This window comes from Collinsella sp. AM36-4AA (assembly GCF_003467795.1).
Taxonomy (GTDB): domain Bacteria; phylum Actinomycetota; class Coriobacteriia; order Coriobacteriales; family Coriobacteriaceae; genus Collinsella.
Map to the genome: position 1 here is coordinate 30,175 of NZ_QSHS01000014.1, position 26,203 is coordinate 56,377.

Annotated in this window: 23 protein-coding genes; 6 read left to right on the forward strand and 17 right to left on the reverse strand. The window is 59.4% G+C overall.

Annotated features, from left to right (window positions below; all coding sequences use genetic code 11):
- Window positions 1-125: 125 nt before the first annotated feature.
- Window positions 126-776, reverse strand: coding sequence for an HAD family phosphatase (locus DW850_RS05735; protein ID WP_117786505.1), 651 nt, complete (start codon window positions 774-776; stop codon window positions 126-128).
- Window positions 777-949: 173 nt separating this feature from the next.
- On the opposite strand from DW850_RS05735, the gene DW850_RS05740 reads away from it, so the two are divergent.
- Window positions 950-1,828 carry an ATP-dependent sacrificial sulfur transferase LarE gene (locus DW850_RS05740; RefSeq protein WP_117786506.1) on the forward strand — a complete coding sequence of 293 codons (879 nt, stop codon included), beginning with the start codon at window positions 950-952 and terminating at the stop codon, window positions 1,826-1,828.
- Window positions 1,829-1,970: 142 nt separating this feature from the next.
- Here the strand turns inward: DW850_RS05740 and DW850_RS05745 are convergent, their stop codons facing one another.
- The 6 genes from DW850_RS05745 to DW850_RS05770 all read right to left on the reverse strand — a co-directional run bounded on the left by DW850_RS05745 (window position 1,971) and on the right by DW850_RS05770 (window position 7,963).
- Window positions 1,971-2,423, reverse strand: coding sequence for a PTS sugar transporter subunit IIA (locus DW850_RS05745; protein ID WP_089573499.1), 453 nt, complete (start codon window positions 2,421-2,423; stop codon window positions 1,971-1,973).
- Between the two features lie 12 nt (window positions 2,424-2,435).
- Window positions 2,436-3,374: a transketolase family protein gene (locus DW850_RS05750; protein ID WP_117774121.1), complete on the reverse strand. Its 939-nt coding sequence runs from the start codon at window positions 3,372-3,374 to the stop codon at window positions 2,436-2,438.
- Window positions 3,374-4,204: a transketolase gene (locus DW850_RS05755; protein WP_089573497.1), complete on the reverse strand. Its 831-nt coding sequence runs from the start codon at window positions 4,202-4,204 to the stop codon at window positions 3,374-3,376. The genes DW850_RS05750 and DW850_RS05755 overlap by 1 nt, the downstream gene beginning before the upstream one ends.
- 64 nt (window positions 4,205-4,268) lie before the next feature.
- Window positions 4,269-4,952 carry a fructose-6-phosphate aldolase gene (gene fsa / locus DW850_RS05760; RefSeq protein WP_006235616.1) on the reverse strand — a complete coding sequence of 228 codons (684 nt, stop codon included), beginning with the start codon at window positions 4,950-4,952 and terminating at the stop codon, window positions 4,269-4,271.
- Between the two features lie 125 nt (window positions 4,953-5,077).
- Window positions 5,078-6,346, reverse strand: a complete 1,269-nt coding sequence (locus tag DW850_RS05765) for a class II D-tagatose-bisphosphate aldolase non-catalytic subunit (RefSeq protein WP_055251764.1) — start codon at window positions 6,344-6,346, stop codon at window positions 5,078-5,080.
- Window positions 6,347-6,490: 144 nt separating this feature from the next.
- Entirely contained in the window at window positions 6,491-7,963 is a 1,473-nt protein-coding gene (locus DW850_RS05770; RefSeq protein ID WP_117779441.1) for a PTS fructose transporter subunit IIC, read from the reverse strand.
- Window positions 7,964-8,378: 415 nt separating this feature from the next.
- Here DW850_RS05770 and DW850_RS05775 point away from each other — a divergent pair, with 415 nt between their 5' ends.
- Entirely contained in the window at window positions 8,379-9,389 is a 1,011-nt protein-coding gene (locus DW850_RS05775; protein ID WP_233540627.1) for a LacI family DNA-binding transcriptional regulator, read from the forward strand.
- Between the two features lie 129 nt (window positions 9,390-9,518).
- A complete protein-coding gene (locus DW850_RS05780; RefSeq protein WP_117786508.1) occupies window positions 9,519-10,499 on the forward strand; it encodes a DNA/RNA non-specific endonuclease in 981 nt (326 codons plus the stop codon).
- Window positions 10,500-10,629: 130 nt separating this feature from the next.
- On the opposite strand, the gene DW850_RS05785 is transcribed toward DW850_RS05780, so the two are convergent.
- From DW850_RS05785 to DW850_RS05800, 4 genes are all read right to left on the reverse strand, one after another.
- Window positions 10,630-12,705: a translation factor GTPase family protein gene (locus DW850_RS05785; protein ID WP_117786509.1), complete on the reverse strand. Its 2,076-nt coding sequence runs from the start codon at window positions 12,703-12,705 to the stop codon at window positions 10,630-10,632.
- A gap of 310 nt (window positions 12,706-13,015) precedes the next feature.
- Window positions 13,016-13,780: an amino acid ABC transporter ATP-binding protein gene (locus tag DW850_RS05790; protein WP_117786510.1), complete on the reverse strand. Its 765-nt coding sequence runs from the start codon at window positions 13,778-13,780 to the stop codon at window positions 13,016-13,018.
- Window positions 13,773-14,426 carry an amino acid ABC transporter permease gene (locus DW850_RS05795; RefSeq protein ID WP_117806870.1) on the reverse strand — a complete coding sequence of 218 codons (654 nt, stop codon included), beginning with the start codon at window positions 14,424-14,426 and terminating at the stop codon, window positions 13,773-13,775. The genes DW850_RS05790 and DW850_RS05795 overlap by 8 nt, the downstream gene beginning before the upstream one ends.
- Window positions 14,427-14,576: 150 nt before the next feature.
- Entirely contained in the window at window positions 14,577-15,437 is an 861-nt protein-coding gene (locus tag DW850_RS05800) for a transporter substrate-binding domain-containing protein (protein ID WP_117786511.1), read from the reverse strand.
- Between the two features lie 301 nt (window positions 15,438-15,738).
- On the opposite strand from DW850_RS05800, the gene rlmD reads away from it, so the two are divergent.
- A complete protein-coding gene (gene rlmD, locus DW850_RS05805; protein ID WP_117786512.1) occupies window positions 15,739-17,172 on the forward strand; it encodes a 23S rRNA (uracil(1939)-C(5))-methyltransferase RlmD in 1,434 nt (477 codons plus the stop codon).
- 98 nt (window positions 17,173-17,270) lie between these two features.
- Here the strand turns inward: rlmD and DW850_RS05810 are convergent, their stop codons facing one another.
- From DW850_RS05810 to tilS, 5 genes are all read right to left on the reverse strand, one after another.
- Window positions 17,271-18,092 carry a phosphatase gene (locus DW850_RS05810; RefSeq protein WP_117786513.1) on the reverse strand — a complete coding sequence of 274 codons (822 nt, stop codon included), beginning with the start codon at window positions 18,090-18,092 and terminating at the stop codon, window positions 17,271-17,273.
- A 159-nt stretch (window positions 18,093-18,251) separates the two neighbouring features.
- Complete coding sequence (locus tag DW850_RS05815) at window positions 18,252-19,442, reverse strand: pyridoxal phosphate-dependent aminotransferase (protein ID WP_117786514.1); 1,191 nt, start codon at window positions 19,440-19,442, stop codon at window positions 18,252-18,254.
- Between the two features lie 172 nt (window positions 19,443-19,614).
- Window positions 19,615-21,696: an ATP-dependent zinc metalloprotease FtsH gene (gene ftsH / locus DW850_RS05820; RefSeq protein WP_233540628.1), complete on the reverse strand. Its 2,082-nt coding sequence runs from the start codon at window positions 21,694-21,696 to the stop codon at window positions 19,615-19,617.
- Between the two features lie 61 nt (window positions 21,697-21,757).
- Window positions 21,758-22,306: a hypoxanthine phosphoribosyltransferase gene (hpt, locus tag DW850_RS05825; RefSeq protein ID WP_055251779.1), complete on the reverse strand. Its 549-nt coding sequence runs from the start codon at window positions 22,304-22,306 to the stop codon at window positions 21,758-21,760.
- Between the two features lie 147 nt (window positions 22,307-22,453).
- A complete protein-coding gene (gene tilS / locus DW850_RS05830; protein ID WP_199575602.1) occupies window positions 22,454-23,995 on the reverse strand; it encodes a tRNA lysidine(34) synthetase TilS in 1,542 nt (513 codons plus the stop codon).
- Window positions 23,996-24,043: 48 nt separating this feature from the next.
- Between tilS and DW850_RS05835 the strand changes: the two genes are divergently transcribed.
- Window positions 24,044-24,853 carry an MBL fold metallo-hydrolase gene (locus DW850_RS05835; RefSeq protein WP_117786516.1) on the forward strand — a complete coding sequence of 270 codons (810 nt, stop codon included), beginning with the start codon at window positions 24,044-24,046 and terminating at the stop codon, window positions 24,851-24,853.
- A gap of 80 nt (window positions 24,854-24,933) precedes the next feature.
- On the opposite strand, the gene DW850_RS05840 is transcribed toward DW850_RS05835, so the two are convergent.
- On the reverse strand, window positions 24,934-25,365 hold the full coding sequence (locus tag DW850_RS05840; RefSeq protein ID WP_117779449.1) for an Hsp20/alpha crystallin family protein: 432 nt from the start codon (window positions 25,363-25,365) through the stop codon (window positions 24,934-24,936).
- A gap of 277 nt (window positions 25,366-25,642) precedes the next feature.
- On the opposite strand from DW850_RS05840, the gene DW850_RS10125 reads away from it, so the two are divergent.
- Entirely contained in the window at window positions 25,643-26,110 is a 468-nt protein-coding gene (locus DW850_RS10125; protein WP_147349594.1) for a hypothetical protein, read from the forward strand.
- The last annotated feature ends 93 nt before the right edge of the window (window positions 26,111-26,203 follow it).

Here is a 26,203-nt window from a genome sequence, read left to right on the forward strand (position 1 = left end):
TTTCATTAGCTTTTTTGCAAAAATGGATTCAATTCCATTTTTTAGAACAGTGCCTCCGCGCAGGCGCCGTTACCGTCACCGTCCTGCGAAATCGGGCGCGGGGCATGGCGACTCGCGTGCAAACGCTAGCGCACGGCCTTAACCGCCGCCGGCAGATCGAACAGCGTATCGAGCACAGCCTCGCAGCCGTCCACCACGTCCTGCGGCAGCGGCACGATATCGGGGACGGCAAAGACGTGGTAGCCGGCCGTGATGCCCGAGACGCAGCCGTTGCGGGAATCCTCGACCACGGCGCACTCCTCGGGGGCAAAGCCCGCGCGCTCGCAGGCGAGCAGGTACATCTCGGGGTCGGGCTTGCCGTGCACGACGTCCTCGCCGCAGGTCACCGTCTCAAACTTGTCAAAGAGGCCGACCGTCTTAAGGTTGCGCTCGGCGGTAACGTGGCGCGACGACGTCGCGAGGCCCACGTGATAGCCCGCAGCCAGCAGCTCGTCCAGGCACTCGGCAGCGCCAGCCTTAAGCTCCAGATCGGTCTTGACCATCTCGTCGCGAATCTCCTTATGGCGACGATAGATTGCCTCAGCGGTTTCGCTGCTGTCGTAATGCTCCTCAAGGATGCCCATGACATCGGGCAGCGTACGACCGATAAACTGATGGATCAGCGCATCATCAATCGCGAATCCCAGCTCGGCCGCGCCCGCCTTCCACGCCTTGATACCCAAACGCTCGGTGTCGACCAGCGTTCCGTCCATGTCAAAAATAACGGCCTTGATCATATCGGTCCCCCATCTCTTCGCGCTGCTGTACTCCCGCAACTTTACCGCACCTGTAAACTTGTATATAACGTATATAGCATATTGCACTTTCGTTACATAGATAGAAGTCTTATGACAAGCGGCTCGGTAGGATTATAGTTTTCGACCGAGTACTCAACGGCAAGGATCAATTCATGCTTTCAGACACCACCGCACCCGCAGAGGGGCTTCAGGACAAACTCGCAGCGCTCGAGCAGCTGCTTTTAGCATACGGACGCGTCGCCATCGGCTTTTCCGGTGGCGTCGACAGCAGCTTTTTGGCCGCGGTCTGCGCCCGCATCATGCCCGCCAGCACGCTTCTCGTTCACCTCACCACGCCGTTCATCGGCACGCCCGAGCAGGCTTCGTTTGAGCGGGCGGTTGACGGGCAGGCCGATGAGGGGCCACATTTCAAGCTCCCCGTGCTCAACCTCTCGGTCGATCAGCTGCAGCTCCCCCAGGTAGCCTGCAACGACGCCGACCGCTGCTACCACTGCAAGCGCGCCGGCTTTACCGCCATCGTCAACCACGCCAGGTCGCTGGGTTTTCCCACCGTCATCGACGGCAGCAACGCAAGCGACCGCGGCGACTACCGCCCCGGCATGCGCGCCGCCCAGGAGCTCGGCGTGCGCTCGCCGCTTATGGAGGTCGGCTTTACCAAGGACGAGGAGCGCGAGCTGCTACGCGCCTGGGGATACCCCGTCTGGAACCTGCCGGCAGGAGCCTGCCTGGCCACGCGAGTCCCCACGGGCGAGGAGCTCACGCGCGAGAAGGTCGATGTAATCCGCACCTGTGAGGACTACCTGCACGACCTTGGCCTGGACCAGGTCCGCGCACGCCTCGTCGGCGGCTGCATGCATATCGAGGCCGCGCCGGCAGACGTCGCCAAGATCGCCGCCCTCAGCGGTGCCGCCGTCGACGCCGAAGGCAAGACCCCGCTGCCCGCCGCCATCGAGTCCACGCTGCGCGAGCTGGGCTGCGGCCATATCTCCCTCGAGGTCACCCCCTACATCCACGGCAACATGAACCTTTAAGTTACGCCGTTTAACCTACCAAAAAGGGACAGGTTTATTTTGGCAGGTTTTATCTGGGGAAACGCAGACAGGGCCGCGACGCCTATAGCGTCGCGGCCCTTTTCCTTGGAGAAGGATCGATTAATGGAACGGAGAGCCCGTTCTAGCCCTCGAGCCCGGCGTTGATGAGCTCGGCAATCTCGACAGGATCGGTGCTTTCGCGCACCCTGTCACGGAAGCCAGCATCCATCAGCATCACGGCAGCCTTGGAGAGCAGACGCAGGTGCGTGGTTCCCGCTTCGCCGGCGGGCACGTACAGCGCGAGCGCCACATCGACGGGCACGCCATCAAAGCTCGGCCACTCAACAGGCTCGGACAGCTTGAGCACGGCCACGCCCGGCGTATGGATCGCATCGCTCTTGGCATGCGGAACGGCAAAACCGGCGACGAGGCCAGTCTCGGCCTCGTTTTCGCGAGCAATAAAAGCCGCCTCTACAGCAGACGCGTCATCGGCAAAACCAAGCTCAACAGCCTGCTCGGACAGATAATGCAGCGCGTCCTCGCGCGAGGCGGCGGCGTAGCCAATCGTCACTTGGTTGGCAGATACAAACCCCATGGAAAGCCTTCCTTACAACACGGACCTGACCGCAGCTTCGATGCCGTCGGCGTCCAAACCGTACTTATGCAGCAAATCGACCGCAGGGCCGGACTCGCCGTACACATCGCGCACGCCGACGCGACGCATCGGCACTGGATGCTGCTCCGCGAGCACCGAGGCAACGGCCTCGCCAAGACCACCGATAATCGAATGCTCCTCGGCGGTGACCACGCGACCGGTCTTCTTGGCGCTGGCAACCACCAAACGCTCATCGAGCGGTTTGATCGTATGCATGTTGATGACCTCAGCATCGATGCCGTCGGCAGCGAGCGCCTCGGCAGCAGCGAGTGCCCCAGCGACCATGAGACCGCACGCGACGATCGTGACATCAGAGCCCTCCCGCACAACAACACCGCGGCCGATCTTGAACTCGTAGCCCTCGTGATCGTTGATGACCGGTGTTGCCAGGCGGCCGAAGCGTATGTAGACCGGCCCCTCAAACTCATAGGCGGCGCGCACACAGGCGCGGGCCTCGACATCGTCGGCGGGAACGACCACCGTCATACCCGGAATCGTACGCATGAGTGCGATATCCTCGCAGCACTGGTGCGTGGCGCCGTCCTCGCCCACCGAAATGCCGGCATGGGTGGCGCCAATCTTGACGTTGAGGTGCGGGTAGCCAATGGAATTGCGGACCTGCTCGTAGGCGCGACCGGCGGCAAACATCGCAAAGGTGCTCGCAAAAGCAACGCGGCCCGTGGTCGCGATGCCGGCGGCAAGACCCATCAGGTTGCTCTCGGCGATGCCGGCATCGTAAAAGCGCTCAGGATGGGCAGTCTTAAACTTACCCGTCTGCGTAGCGGCAGCCAGGTCGGCATCGAGCACTACAAAGTCATCGTGCTCATTGCCCAGCTCGACGAGTGCCTCGCCGTAGCTTACGCGCGTGGCGACTTTTTTGACCTCTGCCATTAGAGTTCCTCTCCTGCTGCCGCGAGCTCGGCCATGGCCTGCTCAAACTGCTCGTCATTGGGCGCCTTGCCATGCCAGCCAACCTGGTTCTCCATAAAGGAGACGCCTTTGCCCTTCACCGTCTCGGCGATGATAGCGACGGGCGCGCCGGTCACCTCGCGAGCTTCGGCGAAAGCCGCCTCAATCTGCGCCATGTCGTTGCCATCGGCTAGCTCTATCACATGCCACTTAAAGGCGCGGAACTTGTCGGCAAGCGGCATGGCCGAGTTGACTTCATCGATCGTGCCGTCAATCTGCAAGCCGTTATGGTCGACGACGGCAACAAGATTGTCGAGCGCATGGTTGCCGGCAAACATAGCCGCCTCCCACACCTGGCCTTCCTCGCACTCACCGTCGCCCAGCAACGTGTAGACACGGTAGCTGTCGCCCCAGTGCTTAGCGGCAAGCGCCATTCCAACTGCAGCAGAGATGCCCTGACCGAGCGAGCCGGTGGACATATCGATGCCTGGGGTATCGTTCATGTTGGGATGGCCCTGCAGTCGGCTGCCAATATGGCGGAGCGTCTCGAGCTCTTCGACGGGAAAATAGCCGCGATTTGCCAACACCGAATACAGGCCCGGCGCCGCGTGACCCTTGGAGAGCACAAAGCGGTCGCGATCGGCCTTGTGAGGGTCGGCAGGATCGATATTCATTTCCTCAAAGTACAGATACGTCATGATGTCGGCTGCACCGAGCGATCCACCCGGATGTCCCGACTTGGCCGCGTGAACCGCAGTCACGACACCCTTCCTGACCTCATTGGCGACCTTCGCCAGCTCCTGGTTGGTCATACGAATTCCTCTCTTGAGAACAACCCCGGCACCGGATGGCGCGATGCCGAGGGCAACCCGGTCGTTAAGCCTGAGCGACGACCTTCTGCCAGTCAGCCTCAAAAGAGGCGAGGCCCTGGTCGGTCAGCGGGTGATGCAGGCACTTCTTGAGAGCGGCCATGGGCACGGTCGCGATGTCGGCACCAAGAAGAGCCGCCTGGGTCACGTGGTTGGGCGTGCGGACCGAAGCGGTGATGATCTCGACGGTGTCGTCGACGTTCTTGCCGGTCCAGTCATAGTTCTTGATGCATGTCACGACATTGTCGAGCTGCGAGATGCCGTCCTCGGCGATGTCGTCAAAGCGGCCGACAAACGGGCTGATGTAGCGGGCACCGGCGTTGGCGGCCATGAGGGCCTGCGTCGGCGAGAAAACAAGCGTCATGTTGACGCGCACGCCCGCATCGGCCAGGGCGCGGCAGGCGGCGAGGCCGGCCTCGCACACGGGAAGCTTGACCACGATGTTGGGAGCCAGGGCGGCAAGACGCTTGCCCTCCTCGATCATGCCCTCGGCAGTGGTCGCGGTGGACTCAGCAGACACGGGCAGGCCCTCGCAGAGCTCGGCAATCTTGAGCATATGGGGCTCAAAGTCGGCGAGCTTGCCGCCGGTCTTGGCGTACAGGGACGGGTTGGTGGTGACGCCGGCAAGGCAGCCCCAGCTCTTGGCCTCGGCGATCTCGTCAAGGTTGGCGGTATCGATAAAGAACTTCATGGTGCAAACTCCTTCTAAGGAATCCAAAACTCAAAAAATAGGACAAAGGGGATGTCCCTTTGTCCTATGTGCCGGGCCTGCAGCTGGGACATGCCCCAGGCCCGGCGTCGTGTAGGAAAAGCTACTTAGAGAGCCTTCTCGATGCGGCTCGTAACGCCCTTGAGGTTAAGACCGACGACGTACTGCTTGATCGGGCGCTTGATGTGCTCGATCACAAAGCGCTTGCCGTCAATGTCCTGGGCAGCGAGGTTGCGATAGAGCTTCTCGACCTGCTCCTTGACCTCAGGATCGTTGAACGCGTAGTGGCCGGAGACATCCAGAATCTTCAGGCTGAGCTCGTCGTCGGCCAGAATGTCGTCAACCTGCAGGTTGACATCGTCGCCGGTCATCCACTTGCGCCAGCGCTCGGTCTTGATGGCCTTGACCAGCAGCGTGTGATACAGATCGGAGGGATCGTCGCACAGGCCGTTGTCGACCAGAATCTGCTCGGTAGCGCAGAGCTTGAGGTAAGCGCGGGTCTCCTCGGTGCCGTACTGAGGGGCGACATTGGAAGCGGTCACGTGTGCCGGGATGTGCTCGAGCAGCGTCGCGTCGTCCAGGTAGTCGGCGTTGTGCTCCTTCAGGCCCACGCCGTAGCGCTTGGCCATGTCGGCGAGCTCGCGGGCATTCTTAAAGTTGTAATGACCGACCTGCTCGGTCCAACGGGTGAGCGTACCGGTCTGGCCGACGATAAAGGTGGGCATGGGGCAGCCGCGCTTCTCGAGCTCGGGCTGCAGCTGAGAAATGAACTCCTCGTACTTGTCGGTGGAGGTCAGGCCGCCATTGGTCTCCTCGGTACCGACCTCATAGGCAACCTCGGGCAGGTTATGCTCGCGACGGTACTGCTCAAGATAGTCGATAAGATCGATCGTGCGGCGAAGCACCACGTCGAGCGGAATAACCTTGCCGATCTGATAGGGGTCCTTGGTGGGGTCGACCATCAGCAGGTCAAAGCCTGCCTCCATGTCGGCGACAAAGGACTTGCGGGCGAGCTCCATGGCCTCGTCCTCGGGCAGGTGGGCGTTACGCTCCTCGTCGCGCTGCCACGGACCGCCGTGATCGCGGCACAGGTAGTACGGACCGGTATAGCCCACCTCGTCGGCAACCTTCTTAATGTCGGCGGCAAAGCGCGTCTGGTCCCAACCGTTGACGTAGCCGGCGCCCATCTCGTCCATATCGACCTGGTTGCGGCTAGCGATAAACATGGGCGGGAAATCCTCGTCCTTGGCAAGCTCGAACACGGCCTGAATCAGGTTGGGGCTCATGGGGCCAATGCCGACCATGGTTGCGTGATCGCCGCTGTCCTGCAGCTTGAGCATGCCCTGAACGGCCTGGCGGATGGTGAGGTTGGACATTTTGTTCTCCTTCTCCAGAGGATTTTTGACAAAAGTTCCCTGGGACCCAGATGTGGGCCCTATCAGTGCGGATGGATTTTGTTGTGTAGGGGCGGTTGTGCGGAGTCAAATCCATCCCTCCGCACAACCGGAGTCCTTAAAGGTTTACTTGGCCTGCTTATCGAGCGTGGGCTTCATGGCAATCAGGATTGCAGCGGCGACCAAGGAGCCAATCACGATGTCCAGGCAGAACAGCGCGACGTTGTTGGTGGCCAGGGCGACAATAAAGCCACCATGCGGAACATAGCAGTCGATGCCCTGGAAGGCGGCAAGCGCCGCGCCCACGGCAGAGCCGATGCAAATGCCGGGCAGGGTGTGGCCAAGATCCTTGACCGCGAAGGGAATAGCGCCCTCGGTAATACCGATGCAGCCCATGAACAGCGCAGAGATGCCCATCTGACGGTCAGCGTCATCGAACTTGTTCTTGGCGATGAGCGCAGCGAGGCCGCAAGCAATCGGGGGAATGGCGACGGCGACGCGGAACATACCGTTGGGGCCGTAGATGCCGGAGGCCATGATGGCCATGGTAAAGGTCGAAGCGGTCTTGTTGATGGGGCCACCCATATCGAAAGCGGTCATAACGCCAATGACCAGGCCCAGGACGACGGCGGAGCCGCCCTGCAGGCTGCCGAGCACGCTGGTGAGCCAATCCATCACAAAGCCAAGCGGCGTGGCCAGGATGTAGATGTAAGCCATGCCCAGGACGAGCGAGGTCAGAATCGGGATGATCAGAATGGGCATGATGGTCTGGATGGTGTTGTTGACCTTCCAGGTCTTCATCCAGCGGACAAAGTAACCGCAGATGACAGCCATGATCATGGCGCCCAAGAAGCCGGTCGAAACGCTGTTGCCGCTCGGGGTGACGACGGCGTTGTTAACCAAGTAGCCCAGGACGAAGCCGGGGGCAAGTGCGGGCTTACCGGCCATCGAGTAGGCGATGTATGCCGCAAGCACCGGAATCATCATAGAGATGCCGGCCATGCCGATAGTGTTAAGGCTCACCATCAACGGGTTGGTGACCTCCATGCCGCTAGCACCGGCAGTACCGGATGCCAACGAGAAGGCGAGGAACACGCCACCGATAACGACGATGGGGATAAAATAGGAAACGCCGGTATTGAATGCATTGAGCAGCGTCTTGCCAGGGTCGGCAAAGATGGACTGCTTGGACGCCGGTGTCGGGGCCTGCGGGGCAGCGGAGACGGCCTTCTTCTCTGCCTTGGCCTCGGCCTTGGACGCGTCAACGGCACCGCCCGTCGCCTTGATGATCTCGACAGCCTGGTCGATAATCTTTACCGGATCGGCGATTACATCCGAGGTGCCGACCTTGAGGAACTTGCCCTCGGCCATCTTCTGCTCAAAACGGTCCTCGTTCTCGACACCCACGTCGACGGACTCGAGCACCAGGTCGGCGGAATCAACGTCTTCCTGCGTGAGCTCATTCTCGATACCCAGACCACCCTGAGCCTCGACTTTGCACTCGATGCCACGAGCGGCGCATTCATCCTGAATCGCCTTCTGGGCCATATACGTGTGGGCGATACCCACGGTACAGGCGGCAACGCCTACGATCTTCATTGCTTCCCTCTTTTCATAGAGTTGCGTGCGCAAGACACCGTTTGCGGAGGCCTCCGGAGCATCCCCTGCCGTTTGGACTTGCTGTCTTTTCGACAAGACCAATATAGGTGCTCGTTTTTCTTAATGCCAGTTTATTTCGGTAAACGCGCAGGTCAGAGCGTTGGTTACGCTATTTAGTTATGCGTTTAACCAAAAATGAATCCTGCGATTTTACCCTCGATTTCAAAAGTCAAGAAGTATTTGATTTTCTCGGTAGACGGCAGATGCGCATGCCGGTCACAAATTTCGACCCCACCCATATACCGCATTTGTTGCATACTCATATGAAAGGAAAAAGTCGCTCACCAAAGCGCATCCCTCACCAAGACTCAAAGTCATCATGTTGGAAAATGCTCATCTGTCGGAAGGAGTCGCTGTGGCAAAACAGCGCGTTACGATCGCAGACGTCGCTCGAGAGGCGGGAACCTCGACGGCAAGCGTCTCGTATTACCTCAACGACAAACGAGAAAAGCTTAGCGAGAAGACGCAGGCAAAGATTGCGCGCGTCATCAAGGAACTCGGATACGTTCCCAACGCCCAAGCGCAAACGCTCACCGGCAAGCAGACCCACGTCATCGCCATCATCATCTTGGATAACACCAACAAATGGGCGGGCCTCGTCCTCAACGGCATGGAGCAGGTCATGCTCCCCGCGGGCCACCAGACGGTCGTTTGCACGAGCAACTTTAACCCCGAGACCGAGCTCATGTATGTCGACAAAATGCTCTCACTGGGCGTCGATGGTTTTATCATCCAGCCCACGGCAAATTTCAAGGCAGTCCACGACCGCATCAAGCGCGCCGGCAAGCCCGTCGTCTTTTTTGACGCGGCCATCTACAGCCCAGGCACCAGCTGGATCAAAACCAACCTCTACGACGGCGTGTACAATGCCACGCAGGCGCTTCTCGACGCCGGCTACGAAGACTTCTTTTCCATCGCCGCCAACATGACCGAAATGCGCACTCGCATGGAACGTTTTCAGGGATATGCCGAGGCATTGGCCGCGAATGGGCAGCTCTACAAAGCCATCCCCATCGATCACAACAAGCCGTCAATCAACGAGCTTACCGAATACTTTAAATACAAGTTCAACCCCGCCAAGCGCACGCTCATCTTCGTACAAAACCAATGGGCGCTTCCCCGTGTCTACAAGGCCCTCCAACCCATGGCCCATCTACTTCCGCAGCAAATAGGTCTTTTGGGACTCAACTGCGAAGACTGGACCAACCTCACCACGCCGACCGTCTCCACGATCATCGAGCCCGTCGACCAGGAAGGCAGGGAGGCGGCCGAGATGCTGCTCGCCTTGCTTGATGGCAGCAGCCAACCCGGCGAGCAGCGCATTCTCGAGTGCAAGCTCAACTGGCTCGACTCCACCTCGATCTAGCCATACGTCAAATATGAAGCAAATGAACCAGTAGCGTTTGTCCCAAATCTTAAGTATTTGTTCGACAGAACGGCCTCTGCCGGCTCCTGCTAGACTGGTAGATTCCCAACCGTCCATCCAGGAGCCTCAATGTCGCGCAAGTCCGCCTACAAGCAAGCACTTTCCATCGGCACCGCCGTGGTGCTGGGGTTTGCGCTGTTTACGGGATCGCTCGATGGGGCGCCCAAGTTGCTGTCGCCGCAAAGTGATGAGCAGGCGGCGGCTCTGGCCGAGAAGCAAAACGAGAGTCCCAGCCGCACCGACGACGAGGCGGACCTGGTTGCCCGGCTCGAATCGGGAACAGCGAGCTCCGAGGACTCTCAAAATAGCCAAGACTCTGGCGATGGCCCCGATTCCGCCGCAAGCGACACCGACGACGCTTCCACAGACAGCGCCGCCGCCCCCATCGACGAGGTGGAAAACCCCGACCTCAACCGCGCCCGCGGTGTTTATCTCAGCAGCATTCCCGACTACGCCGGCAACCCCTACGTTGCCCTTCGCGCCGACAGCACGCACCCGCTCGGCACGCCGTCATTCACACTCGATGAATACGATCGTGCCACCGAAGAGGGCTGCTTTAAGAAATTCTCCAAGCTCGACAGCCTGGGCCGCACTCGCAAGGCGCTCGCCTGCGTGGGCCCCGAATCGCTCGGTCAGGGCAAGCGCGGCGATATCTCGCGTATCCATCCTGCCGGTTGGCACCAGCAGCGCTACGACTTTATTCCAGGCCAGAGCCTCTACAACCGCTGCCACCTCATCGCCTGGTCACTCTGCGGCGAAAACGCCAACCGCAAGAATCTCCTCACCGGCACGCGCTATCTCAACGAGACGGGCATGCTGCCGTTTGAAGAGCAGATCCTCGACTACGTCCGCGACACGGGCAACCACGTGCTCTACCGCGTCACCCCCATGTACAACGAAGAGGAACTCGTCTGCCGCGGCGTCCGCCTCGAGGCACAATCGGTCGAGGACCACGGCAAAATGCTGTGCTTTCACGTGTACTGCTACAACTTGCAGCCGCATGTGCAGATCGACTACGCCACCGGCCGCAACCAGGCATCCGGAGACTAGTGCCGACCGCGCCGCCCGTAACCCAAAAAATGATCCGTTTTCCTCCGTCCCCAAGGGATCAAATAAGGCCGCTCCGGATTACCCAGAGCGGCCCGTACATCGACATGCGTGGCGCAGGCAAAACCACACGCTACTTAGCGCGGCCCTCCTCATAGCGCTCGACCAGTTTGGCCTGAACGTCATAAGGCACCTGCTCATAGCCTGCGGGCTCCATGGTAAAGTCGCCCGTGCCGCGCGTGATAGAGCGCAGACGCGTCGAGTAATCCGTCAGCTCGGCCAGCGGCGCCTGGGCAATGACCACGGTATCGCCGCGCTCGTCGGTCTCCATGCCTGTCACGCGACCGCGCGAGGCCGAGATGTCGCCCATCACGGCGCCGGCGTAGCTCTCGGGGATAGTCACCGTGATTTCCTCGATGGGCTCCAGTACCACCGGATCGGCATCGGCGCATGCCTTTCGCAGGCCGATGCGAGCCGCCGCGCGGAACGCCATCTCGTTGGAGTCGACGCTGTGATACGAGCCGTCGTACACAGCAACGCGAATGCCCGTGAGCGGGTAGCCGGCAATGATGCCGTCCTTCATAGTCTCCTGGACACCCTTGTCCACGGCGGGGATCAGCGAGCGCGGAATACGGCCACCTACGACCTCGTCCACAAACTCATAGCCATCGCTCGTGCCGTCGGGCCCAATGAGCGGCTCAACGCGCAGCCAGCAGTCGCCATACTGACCGGCACCGCCAGTCTGCTTCTTGTGGCGGCCCTGGGCACTCGCCGTGCGGCGGATGGTCTCGCGATACGGAATGCGGATCGGCACGCTTTTGGCCACGACCTTGGTGCGATCCTCCAAACGGTTGAGCAGCACCGAAACCTGTGCCTCACCCACGGCGGAGATGATAGTCTGGCCCGTCTCCTCGTCACGATCGATGCTCATGGTCGGATCGGCCTTGCACGCCTTCTCGATAAACGTGTAGAGCTTCTCTTCGTCGCCGCGGTTCTCGGCCTCGATGGCAATGCGGTACTGCGAGTTGGGGAACTTAAACGCCGCCGCCTCGACCTTACCGGTAATGGAGAGCGTGTCACCCGTCTCTGCCGCCAACTTGGGCGCCACGATGATATCGCCGGCATAGGCGTGGCCGACCTCGGTCATGTCACGACCGCACATCACATACAGGTGAGCCAGACGCTCGCCCTTGCGCGTGCGCGCATTGATCAGCTCAAGGCCCGGCTCAAGCGTACCCGTCAGCACCTTGATAAAGCTGATGCGACCCTGCTGCGGGTCGGCCAGCGTCTTAAACACAAACGCCACCGGACGGTCATCGTCACTCGAGATCTTGAGCGAGTCGCCGTCGATGAGCGGCATCTCGCCGTAGTCGGTCGGCGCCGGGAAGTACGTGGCGATGTCGTCCATCAGCGAGTTGACGCCCTGCTCCTTAATGCAATCGCCCGCAAAGACCGGCACAAAAATGCGCTCGGCAATCGCCTTCGACAGCAGGCCCTCGAGCTCTTCCTGCGTCAGCGTCTCCTCGCCTTCCAGGTATTTCATCATCAGCTCATCGTCGGCCTCGGCCACCAACTCGCACAGATGGTCATGGGCCTCCTCGGCCTGGGCACGATACTCCTCGGGGATCTCCGACTCAACGGCTTCGGCGCCGTTGCAATGGCGCGCCTTCATGCGCACCAGGTCGATGATGCCGTCAAAGTCCTCGCCCTCGCCCCAGCCCAGGGTCACGGCACCCAAGCGTGTACCAAAGCGCTCCTGCAGCAGTTCCATAGTGGACGCAAAGCTGGCCTCGGGACGCGACAGGCGGTTTACGAATACCGCACGCGCCAGGCGCAAGTCCTCGGCGGCGTACCAAAGCTTAACCGTCGTCGGCTGCGGGCCGGCCTCGGCGTCGACCACAAACAGAGCCGTCTCGCAGACGCTCATCGCGGCATAGGCGTCGCCGATAAAATCGGGATAGCACGGGGCATCGAGCACGTTGATGCGCGCGCCCTTCCAGTCGATCGGCGCAATGGTCGTCGAGATGGAAAATGCACGCTTGACCTCTTCGGGGTCATAGTCGAGCGTGGGCTTGGTGCCGTCGTGGCCGCCCAGGCGGGCGGTCTTGCCGGAAAGGTGGAGCATGGCCTCGGCGAGTGAAGTCTTGCCCACCCCGCCTTGGCCTACGAGCACCACGTTCCTTACGTTACCGGTCTTGGGAGCACCCATGATGACCTCCTTGCAGGGCCGCGCGCAATGCGCGACGCCAACGGGGAGGGTTCGCGGTCGGTGCCGTCCCAGGAGCAGCATGGTCGGCAGCCGAGCCGACTCACCCTCCAAATGTCCTATGCCACCACCCTACCCTCACGGGCGGCTGTCCATGCATACCTTTCGGCGCACGTATGAATACAGGCGGCGAGAGGAAGAGACAAGCTTGTGAGTCGATTATTGAACCCCGTCGACGCAAACAAAAAGCCGCCACAGACCGTAAGACCTGCGGCGGCTTCGCCTCAATTAATAGTTGAGTAAATACCTGAGCCTATCCCTCGATGCGGCTCAAGAACTCACGCGTGCGCTGCTCGCGCGGATGGTCGATGACCTGCTCGGCAGGTCCCTCCTCGACAATACGACCGCCGTCCATAAAGACCACGCGGTCGGCAACATCGCGCGCAAACTGCATCGCATGGGTCACGATCACCATCGTCATATTCTGCGCAGCGAGGTCCTTAATGACGCGCAGCACCTCGGCCGTTAGCTCGGGATCGAGCGCCGAGGTCGGCTCGTCAAAGAACAAGATCTCCGGGTCGAGCGCCAAGGCGCGGGCGATACTCACACGCTGTTGCTGACCGCCCGAAAGCTCGCAGGGCACCTTGTTCTCGTTGCCCGTAAGCCCCATCTGCGCGATCAGTTCACGCGCACGTGCTTCGGCCTGCTCGCGCGGGCGCTTGAGCACGCGGATCGGAGCGTCGGTGATGTTTTTCATCACGGTATAGTGCGGGAACAGATTGTAGTTCTGAAACACCAGACCAAACCGCGAGCGCGCCTGTTTAGGTACATCGCCCTTTGCGTACACCGCGCCCGAACCCGCGTCCGTCGCGACGGCAAGGCCGCCAAACGAGAGCGAGCCACCATCGAGCGTCTCGAGCAGCGTGGCACAGCGCAGCAGCGTGGACTTACCGCCGCCTGAAGGCCCGATAATCGCCACGACCTCGCCGCGCTTTATCTCGAGCGAGATATCCTTGAGCACCTCATTGCCGCCAAACGCCTTGCGCGCGTTTTCGATCTTCATCACTGAGTTAGTCATGGTAATAGTCCAGCTTCTTTTCGGCGGCGCCCAGCAGCATCTCGACCACAAAGTTAAAGACCCAGTAGATCAGCGCCGCAATTGCAAACGGTACCATGCTCACCTGCGAGGCGACCAGCGCCTTGGCCGTCGAGAACATCTCGCCCACGCCGATGGCGAACGCCAGCGACGTGTCCTTGACCAGTGTGATGATCTCGTTGCCCATCGCCGGCAAAATGCGCTTGGCGACCTGCGGCATCACGATATACAGAAACGTCTGCATGCGCGAGTAGCCCAGCACCTCGGCAGCTTCGTATTGACCGCGCGGAATGGACTGCAGGCCCGAGCGATAGATCTCGGCAAAGTAACCGGCGTAGTTGATGATGAACGCCACGACGCACGCCGTCCACTTGGAATCGGGCGTGAGCGAAATGCCAAACACGTAGTACGGGGCAAAGTAGATGGCAAACATCTGCAACATGAGCGGCGTACCGCGCATGACCGAAATGTAGATGCGCGCAATCCAGCGAAGCGGCGCAATTTTGCTCATGCGCATAAACGCCACGGGGATTCCCAGCGGAATCGACCCCAGCAGCGTCAGCACAAACAGCTGCAAACTGACCAAGAATCCCTGGCCAAGCATCTGCATCATGACCTGAATAGACAACCCAAGCTCTCTTTCACAGTAACGGAACAGCGAACCCAATGCTAAAGCGGGTTTTCCAGGTGCCCGAGTTTGCCGTGAAAGAGGAGCGCCGCGTACTAAATGTACGCAAGCGACGGTTTGAACGGCAAAATCGGGTGCCTGGGAAAGCCGCTATTTGAGAACCCAGTTGTCGAAGGACAGACCATAGCTTGCGTACTTATCGCACAGGTCCTTGACCGTGCCGTCCTCATAGAGCGCCTTGAGCGACTCGGTCACGGCATCGGCCGACTTGGTGTCGCCCTTCTTAAAGCCAACGGCGTAGTGCTCGCTGGACAACGGCTTGTCGAGCTGCGTATAGGCATCGGGCTTGGCGGCAAGCTGATACTGAGCGATCGAGAGGTCACAGGCAACGGCATCGACTGCACCACTCTCGAGCTGCATAAACGCCGTGTTGTACTCACCGATGGTATCGAGCGTGGCAAACGTCGCGGCCAGATCCTTCTGGTCGCCCTCGAGCACGTCCTGTGCGGCGGAATCAGTCTGGGTAATCACGGTCTTGCCGGCAAGATCGTCCCAGCTCTTGATACCCGCGTCCTTCTTGACCACGAGCACCTGCTCGTTGAGCATGTAAGACTCGGAGAACGTGTAGTCGTCCTCGCGGCCCTCCATGGTAAAGCCGTTCCAGATGCAGTTGATGGCACCCGAGTTGAGCAGCGTGTCCTTGGCATCCCAGTCGATAGCCTCGTATTTGACCTCCCAGCCTTGCTTATCGGCAACGGCCTTGGCAAGGTCGAGGTCAAAGCCGGTGTACTCGCCATCGTCGCCCACAAAGCCATACGGAGGATAGGACTTGTCAAAGCCCACGACGAGCTTCTTGGACTCCGCGGCACCCTTCGTATCCTTGGCCGCAGCAGAGCCGGCAGCAGAGCCCTTGCCGGCACCGCCGCCACAACCGACAAGACCAAGGCCAAGCACCGTGGCAAACGAGCCGGCTAGACCAACAAACTGACGACGAGACATATCGGTATTCATGGTATTCCCCCTTGATGGCACTTTAGTTAGGTAAAGTGAATCATGTAACGTTCAGCATCATACACTTTACCTTGATAGAGTACAAGGGAGGATTTGCCAGGCACGGACGGGGAGCGGCGCATAATTAAGTTTCCTGCTCTACAGTCCTGCGCAAGACGGAAAGCACGCATGGAGCACTAGGTTGGAGCACCCGGCTGAGTGGCGCCCGGAACCTTAAATAGCCTCCTCTCCAAACGGGCACGTTGAATGCACGGTACAATTGCTTCGGACTTTTCTTTTTCTTTAATAGTGGGGTTAATTCATGGCAGAATCTCGTGCGGAGCGTAGGGCTCGTCGTGCTTTGATCGAAGCGACTGAAGGGTCGGAGGAGAAAAAATCTTTTAAGAAATCCAAGTCGTCTCAGGATGCGAAGGGCAAGACTAAGGCCAAGCGTCCCGGCTCTCGTCGGAGCGAGGACAAGGCATCTCAGACTCGCACCAAGCGCCCACATAAAGATTCGGTTTCGCCTGCGCGAAAGGCCGTGGATCCCAAGTCGCCTTGTTCCATCATGCGGGCTTGTGGTGGATGCACGGCGATCAATCGTCCTTATAAGAAGCAGCTGGCGGCCAAGCAGGCTGCTATGGAAGAGCTGTTTGCTGAGCTCTGCGAGCGCGAGGGTATTGCCGTTGATCCCATTCGCGGTATGGGTGTTACCCTGGGCGACCCGGGTAAGTATCCTGCGCCGCGTGGCTTTCGTCATAAGGCTGCCACTCCCTTTGCTCCCGGTAAGGAGGGCGCTGTCCGTTGCGGTTTCTTTGAGCGTGGCACGCACAAGATCGTTGCCGTACCCGAGTGTCCTGTCGAGGCGCCAGGTGCCCGTCAGATTCTCAACGGCATCGCGCGCGAAGCTGAGCGGCTGCATATTCCCGCCTTTAATGAGGACAAGCATCTTGGTTTGCTTCGCTATGCCGTCGTCCGCTGCGGTTGGCGTACCGACCAGGTCATGGTTACGCTCGTGACCGCCCAGCGTGACTTACCGCATGCACAGGAGTTCTTTGAGGCCGTCGCGGCACTCGATCCGCATATCGTCACCGTTGCCCAAAATATCAACGGCCGTCCCGGTAACGCCATCTTGGGTGAGGAGACTCGTATCGTCTATGGCGCCGAGTGCATGCGCGACCAGCTGCTCGGTTGCGAATTCGATATCTCCCCTACCGCGTTCTATCAGACCAATCCGCAGCAGACCGAGCTGCTCTATCAGCTCGCGATTGACGGCATGGACCTGCGCCAGGGCGATGTGCTTATGGATGCCTACTGCGGCAGCGGCACCATCGGTCTGTGCGCCGCGAAGGATGCCCAGGACAGGGGCGTCGGCATTATGCTGCTCGGCGTGGAGCGCAACCCGGCGGGCATTGCCGACGCACGTCGCAATGCCGAGCTCAACGGCCTTACCCGCAGCGCCTGGTTTATGGCCGACGATGCCACCGACTACATCCTGGACGCCGCCGATAACAACGAGCGCGTTGACGTTCTCTCCATCGACCCGCCACGCGCCGGCTCCACACCAGAGTTCCTCGAGGCCGCCTGCGCGCTCAAGCCGCGCCGCATCACCTATATCAGCTGCAACCCCGTGACCCAAGAGCGCGACCTGCTCCAGCTCCTCGACGGAGGCTATCGCCTGCTCAAGATCACGCCAGTCGACATGTTCCCCCATACCGACCACACCGAGACCGTCGCGGTCCTCGAGCGCCGCTAAGCCGCCTTGGCAGATTTCTGACCATATCCCAAACCCTACAGGCATAAGAAAAGGGCGGCCCGTCTGGACCGCCCCCTTTCGTTGGATATATGAGCCCGTTACATGCTCTTGCGCAGGTCACACACGCCGGCTGCCGCCATCTCGCGCAGCAGCGTCTCGCGGTCGCGCGTCACGATCAGATCCAGCGGGAAGTGAATCTCATCGAGCATCTTGCGCGCCTGGTCGAGCTTGCCAATTGCCATACCAATGTGCGCGTCGGTCGAGACGCCAATCCCCACGCCCAGTTCGGCGCAGCGCTCGGCAATCTTGCGACAAGCGCCCCAATGCTCGGCATCGGTACCATGCTCAAGACTATGGTTGTTGATCTCGATTATCTTGTGCTTGGCCTTGGCCGCCAGCAGCACCTCATCGATATCGAACGGCACGCCCGAGCGACCCGTGTGGCCCAGCATGAACACCTTGGGGTGTTCCAAGGCGTTGATATACATCTCGGTCGCCTGGGCCAGCGTCGCGCCCTCAGCAATCTGCGGATTATGCACGCTTGCAACCAAATAATCCAAATTACGCGTAACCAAATCGAACAGTGAATGCTCACGACTATACGAATCGCCGGCAATATCGAGCGTGACAGGAGTGTCCTCGCCAAACAGGCTTCCGTCCAGCGAAACGATATCGGCCTCGGCACCACGCAGCACCAGCACGCCGCTCCAAATGCGCGGCCAGATATCCTGGTTGATAAAGAACTGGTAACTGCGCAGGTCATTGGGGCAAGCCGTAACCATGGAGCTCAAATGGTCGGCAGATCCGAGTACCTGCAGGCCACGCTCTGCCGCCCAGTACACATTCTCCTCAATGGTCGAATATGCATGCGCAGAGAACATCGTATGGGTATGAATGTCACAAGAAAGCAGGTAGGGCATCAGGTCTCCTTATCTGGCACGGCCGTCGCTTATATTCATTGTACGCATAGCCTTCGATAGTCGTAAAACCACTCCATCCCAAAGACACAACGTCCATGACAACGGGGTCCGGCTTAACACCAAACCCCGTTTCACGTAAAACATTGTAAGCAGAGCGCTTTACTTTCGAAGATATTCGTCGGCCAGTTGCTTCCAGGCAGGCAATGAATTGACGATGGTCTCGTAGCTCACGCAGTATCCCAAGCGGAACCAGCCCGGCATGCCAAAGCTGTCCGAGGGAACCGCGAGCAGTTCGTACTTCTTCGCGCGCGCGCAGAACGCATTCGCATCGGGCTCCAGCGCTTTCACCCACAGGTAGAACGCGCCTTCCGGCTCGACATAGGTGTAGCCGTACTCCGCTAGTGCGTCGGTGAGCGCCGTGCGGTTGCGCGCATAGGCCTCGACATCACTCGGCTCATCGATACAGTCGATGATCACACGCTGGAAGAGCGCCGGTGCGCACACAAAGCCCAGCGTACGGGCGGCACCCGCAACAGCCGGCATCAGACGCGCCGCCTGCGGGTTGGTGTTGGGAACCAAAATCCAGCCCACGCGCTCGCCCGGCAGCGACAGCGACTTGGAGTACGAATAGCACACGACGGCGTGCTCGTAAATCGAGGGCACCCAAGGCACCTCGGCACCGTACACGATTTCGCGGTACGGCTCATCCGAGATGAGCATAATCGGATTCTCGGGATCGCGCTGAGCGTTGGCCTCGCGCAGAACATTGGCCAGTCGCGTCAGCGTGTCGCGTGTATATACGGCACCAGTCGGATTGTTGGGCGAGTCGATGATGACGGCAGTCGTCTTATCGGTAATCGCCTTGAGCACATTGTCCACGCTCAGCTGGAACGTATCTTCATCGGCGAGCGCCTCGACACACGTACAGCCGGCCTTCTCAATCCACACACGATACTCCGGGAAGTACGGAGCGATAACGATGACCTCGTCGCCCGGATTGGTAATCGCGTTGAGCGTACAGGTGAGCGAAGCCGCCGCACCCACCGTCATAAAGACATCCTTGCCCTCATAGCTCGTGCCAAAGCGGCGGTTGAGCGATTCGGCCACGGCGGTACGGCACTGCGGCAGACCCGGTGCAGGCGTGTATCCATGCAGCTGGTCGCTCGGCAGTTCCAAGGCCTTCTTAATGGACTCAGCCACGGCAGCTGGCGCCGGAACACTCGGGTTGCCCAGCGAAAAATCGAATACGTTTTCCGCACCGATCTGTGCCTTGCGCTCAAGACCATAGCTAAAGATCTCGCGGATGATGGAGCTTTCCGCACCGCGAGCATACATAGTTTCGTTAATCATCTGTTCCCCTTTCGCATAGGCGGTATTGTACGCTTTAGTTGAGCAAAGTGCCGCAGCAATGTTGATTGGGGACAGACTTAAATGCGTGAAAACGCTCAATTTAAGTCTGTCCCCAATCAACAGATGCAAAAAGCCTCCGCAGGTTTCCCCGCGGAGGCTTTCGCCACAAAGACTATTTGTCGGCTTCGGTGTCGGTGTCGGCATCGACGACGGCATGGTCATCTCCGGCATCATCGGATGCGGCTTCGGCATCCTCCTGCATGGCCGCCTGCGCAAAGGCCGCGGCATCAGCCGCCAGCTCCTCCTCGCTCATACGAGGCGCGCGCTTCTTGGTCGGCATGCCGGCCGCCTTGGCATTGCGCTCCTCCTTGGCCGCCAGGATATCGCCCTCGCGCTCAAGATAGGCGTCCCACTCGTTAGCGAGCAGGGCATTCACGGCATCGCCCTCGACAGTCTCGCGCTCAAGCAGCACCTTCGCCATCAGATCGAGCTGATCGCGACGGGCATCCAAGATCTCAACAGCACGACGATGGGCCTCGCGCATGATGCGCTGAACCTCGATATCAATGCGGCGCGCCGTCTCCTCGGAGTAATCCTGATGATCGGCATAGTCGCGGCCCAGGAATACCTGATGCTGCGCCTCGCCAAAGACCTGAGTGCCCAGCTCCTCGCTCATACCCAGGCGCGTGACCATCTCGCGCGCCATCTTGGTCGCGCGCTCCAGGTCGTTGCTCGCGCCCGACGTGATGTCATCGCACATGAGCTCCTCGGCAACGCGACCGCCCAAGAACACGGCGAGCTCGTCGAGCATCTCGTTCTTGGTCTTGAGGAAGTGATCCTCCTGCGGAAGCTGCAGTGTGTAGCCCAGGGCCTGACCGCGGCTGACGATCGAGATCTTATGAACCGGATCGGAGTGCTCCAGGATGTGGCCCACCAAAGCGTGGCCGCTCTCGTGGTAGGCAATCGTGGTGCGCTCGGCTTCGGTCATCACGCGACCCTTGCGTTGCGGTCCGGCAATCACGCGCTCCATCGACTCCTCGACCTCGTCCATCGAGATCACGGAACGATGACGGCGAGCGGCCAGCAGCGCAGACTCGTTGAGCAGGTTCGCCAAATCGGCACCAGTAAAGCCAACGGTCATCTGGGCGAGCTTCTCAAACTTCACGTCCTCGTCCATCGGCTTGTTCTCGGCATGCACGCGCAAGATCTGCTCGCGGCCCTTCACATCCGGACGGTCGACCGTAACCTGACGGTCAAAACGACCGGGACGCAGCAATGCCGGATCCAGGATGTCAGGACGGTTGGTCGCGGCGATCAGGATGACCGACTCGCTTTCCTCAAAACCGTCCATCTCGACCAGCAGCTGGTTGAGCGTTTGCTCGCGCTCGTCGTGGCCGCCGCCCAAGCCAGCTCCGCGCTGACGTCCCACGGCATCGATCTCGTCAATAAAGATGATTGACGGAGCCTGAGACTTGGCCTCCTTAAAAAGGTCGCGCACGCGGCTGGCGCCGACACCCACGAACATCTCGACAAAGTCGGAACCCGAGATGCTAAAGAACGGCACACCCGCCTCGCCGGCGACGGCCTTGGCCAGCAGGGTTTTACCGGTACCCGGAGGGCCAACCAGCAACACGCCGCGCGGAATCTTGGCGCCCAGCTTGCGATAGCGGTCCGGATCGCTCAAAAAGTCGCGAATCTCCTCGAGCTCCTCGACTGCCTCGTCCACACCGGCAACATCCTCAAACTTGACCTTGGGGCGCGTTGCCTCGTTGGTCTTGGCGTTGGTCTTGCCAAACTGCATGTTCCTGTTGTTGGCGCCCATCATCTGGCGCATAAAGTAGAACATGATGGCGATCAGGGCGATCGTCGGAAGCACGCTCATCGCCAAGTCGCCCCAAAAATCGGGGTCATTGGTGTTGACGATGTACTTGGTATCGGGGTGCTCCGCCATAAGCTCGGCAAGCGAATCGGAGCCGACATAGGTCGAGGAGAAGCTCTTGAGCTCGCTCGTGTCACCCTTGTCCTTTTTCGTCTTCCAGTAATGACCCGCCACGCTTCCGTCTTGAACCGTATAGGTCAAATCTTCGACGCGATCCTGCTTAATGGCGTTAACCATCTCGCTCGTCGCGAGCTTTACGGTATTGCTGGAATTGGCAAAGCCGGAGCCCATGTTAAAGAAGGCGTAGCCCAGAAGCGCGCAAGCCAAAATAAAATACAGCCAGCCCGTACGCGTGGGCTTCTTGCCTCCGGGCATCCCCGGGATCTTAGGCTCCCGGGGAGTCTGGGAATTGTTATCGTTACGGTCGTCGGGCATCTTACGAATAAACCTCCGGTTTCAAAATGCCCAGATACGGAAGGTTACGATAGCGCTCGGCATAGTCGAGGCCGTAGCCCACCACAAAGGCATCGGGGCAATGGGTTCCAACATACTTGGGCGTGACGGCCGAGGTACGGTCCTCAACGTCCTTCCACAGGAAGGCGGCAACCTCCAGCGAAGCGGGCTTGCGGCTCTCGAGGTTCTTCATCAGATACTTGAGCGTCAGGCCCGAGTCCAGAATGTCCTCGACGATCAGCACGTCGCGACCGCGGATGTCGATATCCAGGTCCTTAATGATACGCACGATGCCCGAGGACTTCACACCGTCGCCATAGCTCGAAACGGCCATGAAATCGATGTTGGTCGGCAGCTCGATCTTGCGCATCAGGTCGCCCATAAAGACCACGGCGCCGCGCAGGACCGCAATCAGCACCAGATCCTTACCCGCGTAGTCGCGAGTAATCTGCTCGCCTAGGCGAGAGACGATACCGTCGATATCCTCCTGCGTAAACAGAACCTTCTCGATATCCGGATGTTGAGAAGCCATGACAACCCTTTCTTGTGCTTATCGCCCACACACCGCCGTATGGACGCGAACTTCACATTCTAGCAGCGCACGGGGTATATTTTCCAGCCCGTACGCCATCAGCGCGGGAATACCGTCAACGTCGCACAGAATAGCTGGCGTGGGACGCTATTCCGCATCGACCACGCGGAGCAGATATGCCACGCGCGTTGCGGCCGTGCACTTAAAACGCTCGTCCGCGCGAACTCCGGCGACCCATACCACGGCACCTCCCGGAGCCGTTCTCACCACAGGAACGCCTGCGCGCTCAGAAACGGGAATACGAGCCTCGTTCAGCAGGTCTGACACTTTCTTGCTTCGGCCGTTCATCCCCAACGGGCACATCACATCTCCCGGTGCGGGACCGTCCACCCACAGGCGCGCCAATCGCGCCTCGGCAGGGATCTCGCCACGCGAGCCCGCCAGGATCCGCTCACTATCGCTGTCGGCAAAACCCAGGGCAGCCGCGTCTACCAAAGCTGTCACTTCCCCGGCAGCCGCAAGCTCACGGGCGCGGCGCACGATATCGCATCCCGGTTCAACGGCCATCGGCTCTGCGACCAGCACACGTCCCCCGCCCAACGGCAAACGACCGGGTACGGTAACCCAGTCCGCGACCAGGCCCTCGCGAGCCACCGGCGCCTTAAACGCCAGCATGCCAAACTCAATGCGTGCGTCAATCCCCGCCGGAAGCGTGACCGAGCCGGCGCCCTCGGCAACGCAGGAAAGGACTCGCTCCACATGTCGCATCTCTGGACGAGCGTCCGGATCGATGCGTTTAATCGCCAGTCTCACGATGCGCCGCGCGATTACCACCTCAGCCGCGGCCAGTCGACGAGCGTCAAGGACCAGTGCACCCGCCGCCTCCTTACGCAGGCAGCTTCGGAACGCCTGTGCGGAAAGCTGGGAAAGAAAGGCATCCTCATCGCCTAAGATCTCGCAGGCGGCGCCAATCGTCTTACAGACGCTCGCGTTGCGCTGCGCCACCACCGGCATCACCCGATGGCGCACATAGTTGCGCAAGTACGAAACGTCCTCGTTGCTTTCATCTTCACGCCACGGTTGACCATGCACCTGCAGATAGCCTACGAGCTCATCATGAGTCAGGTCGAGCAAGGGACGCACCACGATATTCCTCCGGCGAGGTATGCTCGATAGACCAGCGGGCCCCGAACCCTTAATCGCGTTCATCAAAAACGTTTCCGCGCGATCCGAAGACGTGTGCGCGGTGCAGATACGAGCCGCCGTTCGCGGTGCCCCCGTCTGGGCGCAGAGCTCGCGAACATACCTTCGCGCCGCGGCATAGCGCACCTCGCGGGCAGCCGCCTCGATATTGCCCGATTCATCATCAAAATAGGCATGCTCAACACACAGCGGTAGACCATATTGCGCGCAGAGCTCACGCACGAAGGCCTCGTCGCCATCGGATGCCTCCCCGCGCAGATGATGGTTTACATGCAGCACGTGCAATCGCTCGCGCGCAATGGGAGCGACGCCGCGCCCGTCCTGGATATCCAGCTTTGATGTGCAAGCCATAAGGAGCAGCGCCGTCGAGTCCGCACCGCCTGATACCATGAGCACTACGGGGGCAGCGGCCCGCCGCGTTGCCAGGGCGCTCTTATCCGTCCTCGGCGCGGCATGATGTCCATAGTGCTGAGATACCGTTGGCATTCGCTTCCTCCTCTATTCGTCCGCACTCATTGTATCCTTTGGAATCTTATGTCTCGCCTGCACCTTCATATCCTCGGCAGCGGCTCAAAAGGCAACTGCGCACTCGTCGAGGGGCCTCAGGGGCTCATCATGATCGACAACGGCCTGTCCCGCCGCGAGACACTTAAACGCATGGCGGAGCTTGGCCTCTCGGCAGACGACGTCGCCTCTCTTGTAATCACCCATGAGCATGGTGACCATATCAAGGGGCTCGATGTATGGTGCAAGCACTGGCATGGTCCCCTCTTTGCCAGCGGGGACACCCTTTCATGCAAAGAAAACCTCGCGCACCTGCCCGTAGAGGAATTTGACCCCGGCGACACGCTCCCCATTGCCGGCATCCACGTGCAAACCTACTCAACATCGCACGATGTCATCAATCCTGTCGGCTATCGATTTAATGCTCTCGATGATTCCATTGGGTTTGCCACCGACACCGGAGAGTTATCGAGCAAGGCCATAGGCATCCTCAAAGACTGTCGAGTTCTCGCGCTCGAAAGTAACCACGATGTAACTATGTTGCGCGAAGGAGCGTACCCCCGCTTTCTTCAGGAGCGCATCCTGTCCACAAAGGGGCACCTCTCCAACAACCAGGCCGCCGAAGCCGCGCGCGAACTTGTTACCGATCGCACCGAACAGCTCATCGCCATGCATATCAGCCAGGACAATAATCGTCCAAGCCTTACCGTCAAAAGCTATGCCAACGCGCTTGATGCAAGTCTCGATGATGAACTCGGCAGTTCTGCCACCCGTCTTCAAGGGCCACGGAAGCTCTCGATACGCCCTGCAAGCCAGTATCAACCGACAACCATTCAATAGCCCCTCAAGACAACAAAAGGGGGCTGGGAATCACTTCCCAGCCCCCTTAACTCATACTCTCGATTGAAGCAGAGCCATCGTTAGTCGATAGAGATCTTCGTGACGTTCTTCTTCTCGACAATCTTGGGAACCGTAACGGTCAGGATGCCGTCAGCATACTTAGCCGAAAGGCCCTCGCTCGAAGCGTCCTTCAGATACACGCCGCGCGTCGCACTGTACGAGCCGAACTCCTTCTGGAGGAAGTTCTTACCCTCGTTTTCGGCGCTCTCCTCGACGTTCACGCTGATGGACAGGCGACCCTCATTGAGCTCAACATCGATGTCATCCTTAGCGACGCCGGTTAAATAGGCCTTGACCTCGTACCCGTCGCCCTTGTCCTCAACATCGACGGGGAACGCCTTAGAGGCGATCGAGTTGTTTGCCAGATCGGTCATGTCATCAAAGAGGTCAAACAACGAGCTAGCAGAGGGACGAACACCAAAGACCGAACGATAAGGAACCATGCTTGCCATGACTACCACTCCTTTTAGGGACTGCCGAGCCATCTTCCAGGTGGCAGGGACTTCTTTTGACGCTCTTATATATGCCCACCCGATGCTCATATATACATCGACTATAAAGTTTTTTGAGTCCAGTACTATAAGCATATCTAAGTGTGTGTGACTCAGGTTTTAATAAGGTTAAGGTTCTTTGAACCAGAGCCTAAATAACAAGTATGTTCGCAGCTGCAAATAGCAAGGGGCTTACAATGAGCGCGTACACGTTGTTGGTAACGAGCTAAAGGGCATCATGGACGACCAAAACCAGAACAAAATGTTTATGCCGACGCAGGGGGAAGATACTTCCACGCAGCCGCTACGGTTCCATCGCCCCCACATCTCGCAAGAGCCCATTAATGATCCTGAGCCCGAGTATGTGACGAGAAATCGATATCAAACACTCGAGGATGCCCAAACGGGACGTAAACATATGGGCGTGGCCTCGGGAGACCCTGTATATCTGAAAGACGCACCATTATCTAAAAACAGCGCAGCTAGTGAGGAGCCACTGAAAGCATCCGCCGCCAATCAACATAGAGGTCCTCGACCAAGGCAAACCTTGACGCATTCGGCTCGCTATCTCGAAACGCCAAAACAGGGAAAATCAATCTTCGTTTCGTCAAGTAAACGACGCAAGCAGCATCGACTGACAATCCTGCTTTTGATCATTGTGGCCATAGCAGTTGCCCTTGTTATTCGATTTATTTTCTTTAAATAAAGGCTCAATACCAAAAACAACAAGATCGTCTGGTGTAATTGAGTCCTTTACGCCCTTAAACGCGAAAAAGGGGGAGGCCGCGAGGCCTCCCCC

Excerpts from the sequence above, each read along its gene's own strand:
- DW850_RS05735 (WP_117786505.1), bottom strand. The coding sequence starts at position 776 with ATGATCAAGGCCGTTATTTTTGACATGGACGGAACGCTGGTCGACACC.
- DW850_RS05740 (WP_117786506.1), top strand. The coding sequence starts at position 950 with ATGCTTTCAGACACCACCGCACCCGCAGAGGGGCTTCAGGACAAACTC.
- DW850_RS05745 (WP_089573499.1), bottom strand. The coding sequence starts at position 2,423 with ATGGGGTTTGTATCTGCCAACCAAGTGACGATTGGCTACGCCGCCGCC.
- DW850_RS05750 (WP_117774121.1), bottom strand. The coding sequence starts at position 3,374 with ATGGCAGAGGTCAAAAAAGTCGCCACGCGCGTAAGCTACGGCGAGGCA.
- DW850_RS05755 (WP_089573497.1), bottom strand. The coding sequence starts at position 4,204 with ATGACCAACCAGGAGCTGGCGAAGGTCGCCAATGAGGTCAGGAAGGGT.
- fsa (WP_006235616.1), bottom strand. The coding sequence starts at position 4,952 with ATGAAGTTCTTTATCGATACCGCCAACCTTGACGAGATCGCCGAGGCC.
- DW850_RS05765 (WP_055251764.1), bottom strand. The coding sequence starts at position 6,346 with ATGTCCAACCTCACCATCCGCCAGGCCGTTCAGGGCATGCTCAAGCTG.
- DW850_RS05770 (WP_117779441.1), bottom strand. The coding sequence starts at position 7,963 with ATGAAGATCGTAGGCGTTGCCGCCTGTACCGTGGGTATCGCCCACACG.
- DW850_RS05780 (WP_117786508.1), top strand. The coding sequence starts at position 9,519 with ATGTCGCGCAAGTCCGCCTACAAGCAAGCACTTTCCATCGGCACCGCC.
- DW850_RS05785 (WP_117786509.1), bottom strand. The coding sequence starts at position 12,705 with ATGGGTGCTCCCAAGACCGGTAACGTAAGGAACGTGGTGCTCGTAGGC.
- DW850_RS05790 (WP_117786510.1), bottom strand. The coding sequence starts at position 13,780 with ATGACTAACTCAGTGATGAAGATCGAAAACGCGCGCAAGGCGTTTGGC.
- DW850_RS05800 (WP_117786511.1), bottom strand. The coding sequence starts at position 15,437 with ATGAATACCGATATGTCTCGTCGTCAGTTTGTTGGTCTAGCCGGCTCG.
- rlmD (WP_117786512.1), top strand. The coding sequence starts at position 15,739 with ATGGCAGAATCTCGTGCGGAGCGTAGGGCTCGTCGTGCTTTGATCGAA.
- DW850_RS05810 (WP_117786513.1), bottom strand. The coding sequence starts at position 18,092 with ATGCCCTACCTGCTTTCTTGTGACATTCATACCCATACGATGTTCTCT.
- DW850_RS05815 (WP_117786514.1), bottom strand. The coding sequence starts at position 19,442 with ATGATTAACGAAACTATGTATGCTCGCGGTGCGGAAAGCTCCATCATC.
- ftsH (WP_233540628.1), bottom strand. The coding sequence starts at position 21,696 with ATGCCCGGAGGCAAGAAGCCCACGCGTACGGGCTGGCTGTATTTTATT.
- hpt (WP_055251779.1), bottom strand. The coding sequence starts at position 22,306 with ATGGCTTCTCAACATCCGGATATCGAGAAGGTTCTGTTTACGCAGGAG.
- tilS (WP_199575602.1), bottom strand. The coding sequence starts at position 23,995 with ATGCCAACGGTATCTCAGCACTATGGACATCATGCCGCGCCGAGGACG.
- DW850_RS05835 (WP_117786516.1), top strand. The coding sequence starts at position 24,044 with ATGTCTCGCCTGCACCTTCATATCCTCGGCAGCGGCTCAAAAGGCAAC.
- DW850_RS05840 (WP_117779449.1), bottom strand. The coding sequence starts at position 25,365 with ATGGCAAGCATGGTTCCTTATCGTTCGGTCTTTGGTGTTCGTCCCTCT.
- DW850_RS10125 (WP_147349594.1), top strand. The coding sequence starts at position 25,643 with ATGGACGACCAAAACCAGAACAAAATGTTTATGCCGACGCAGGGGGAA.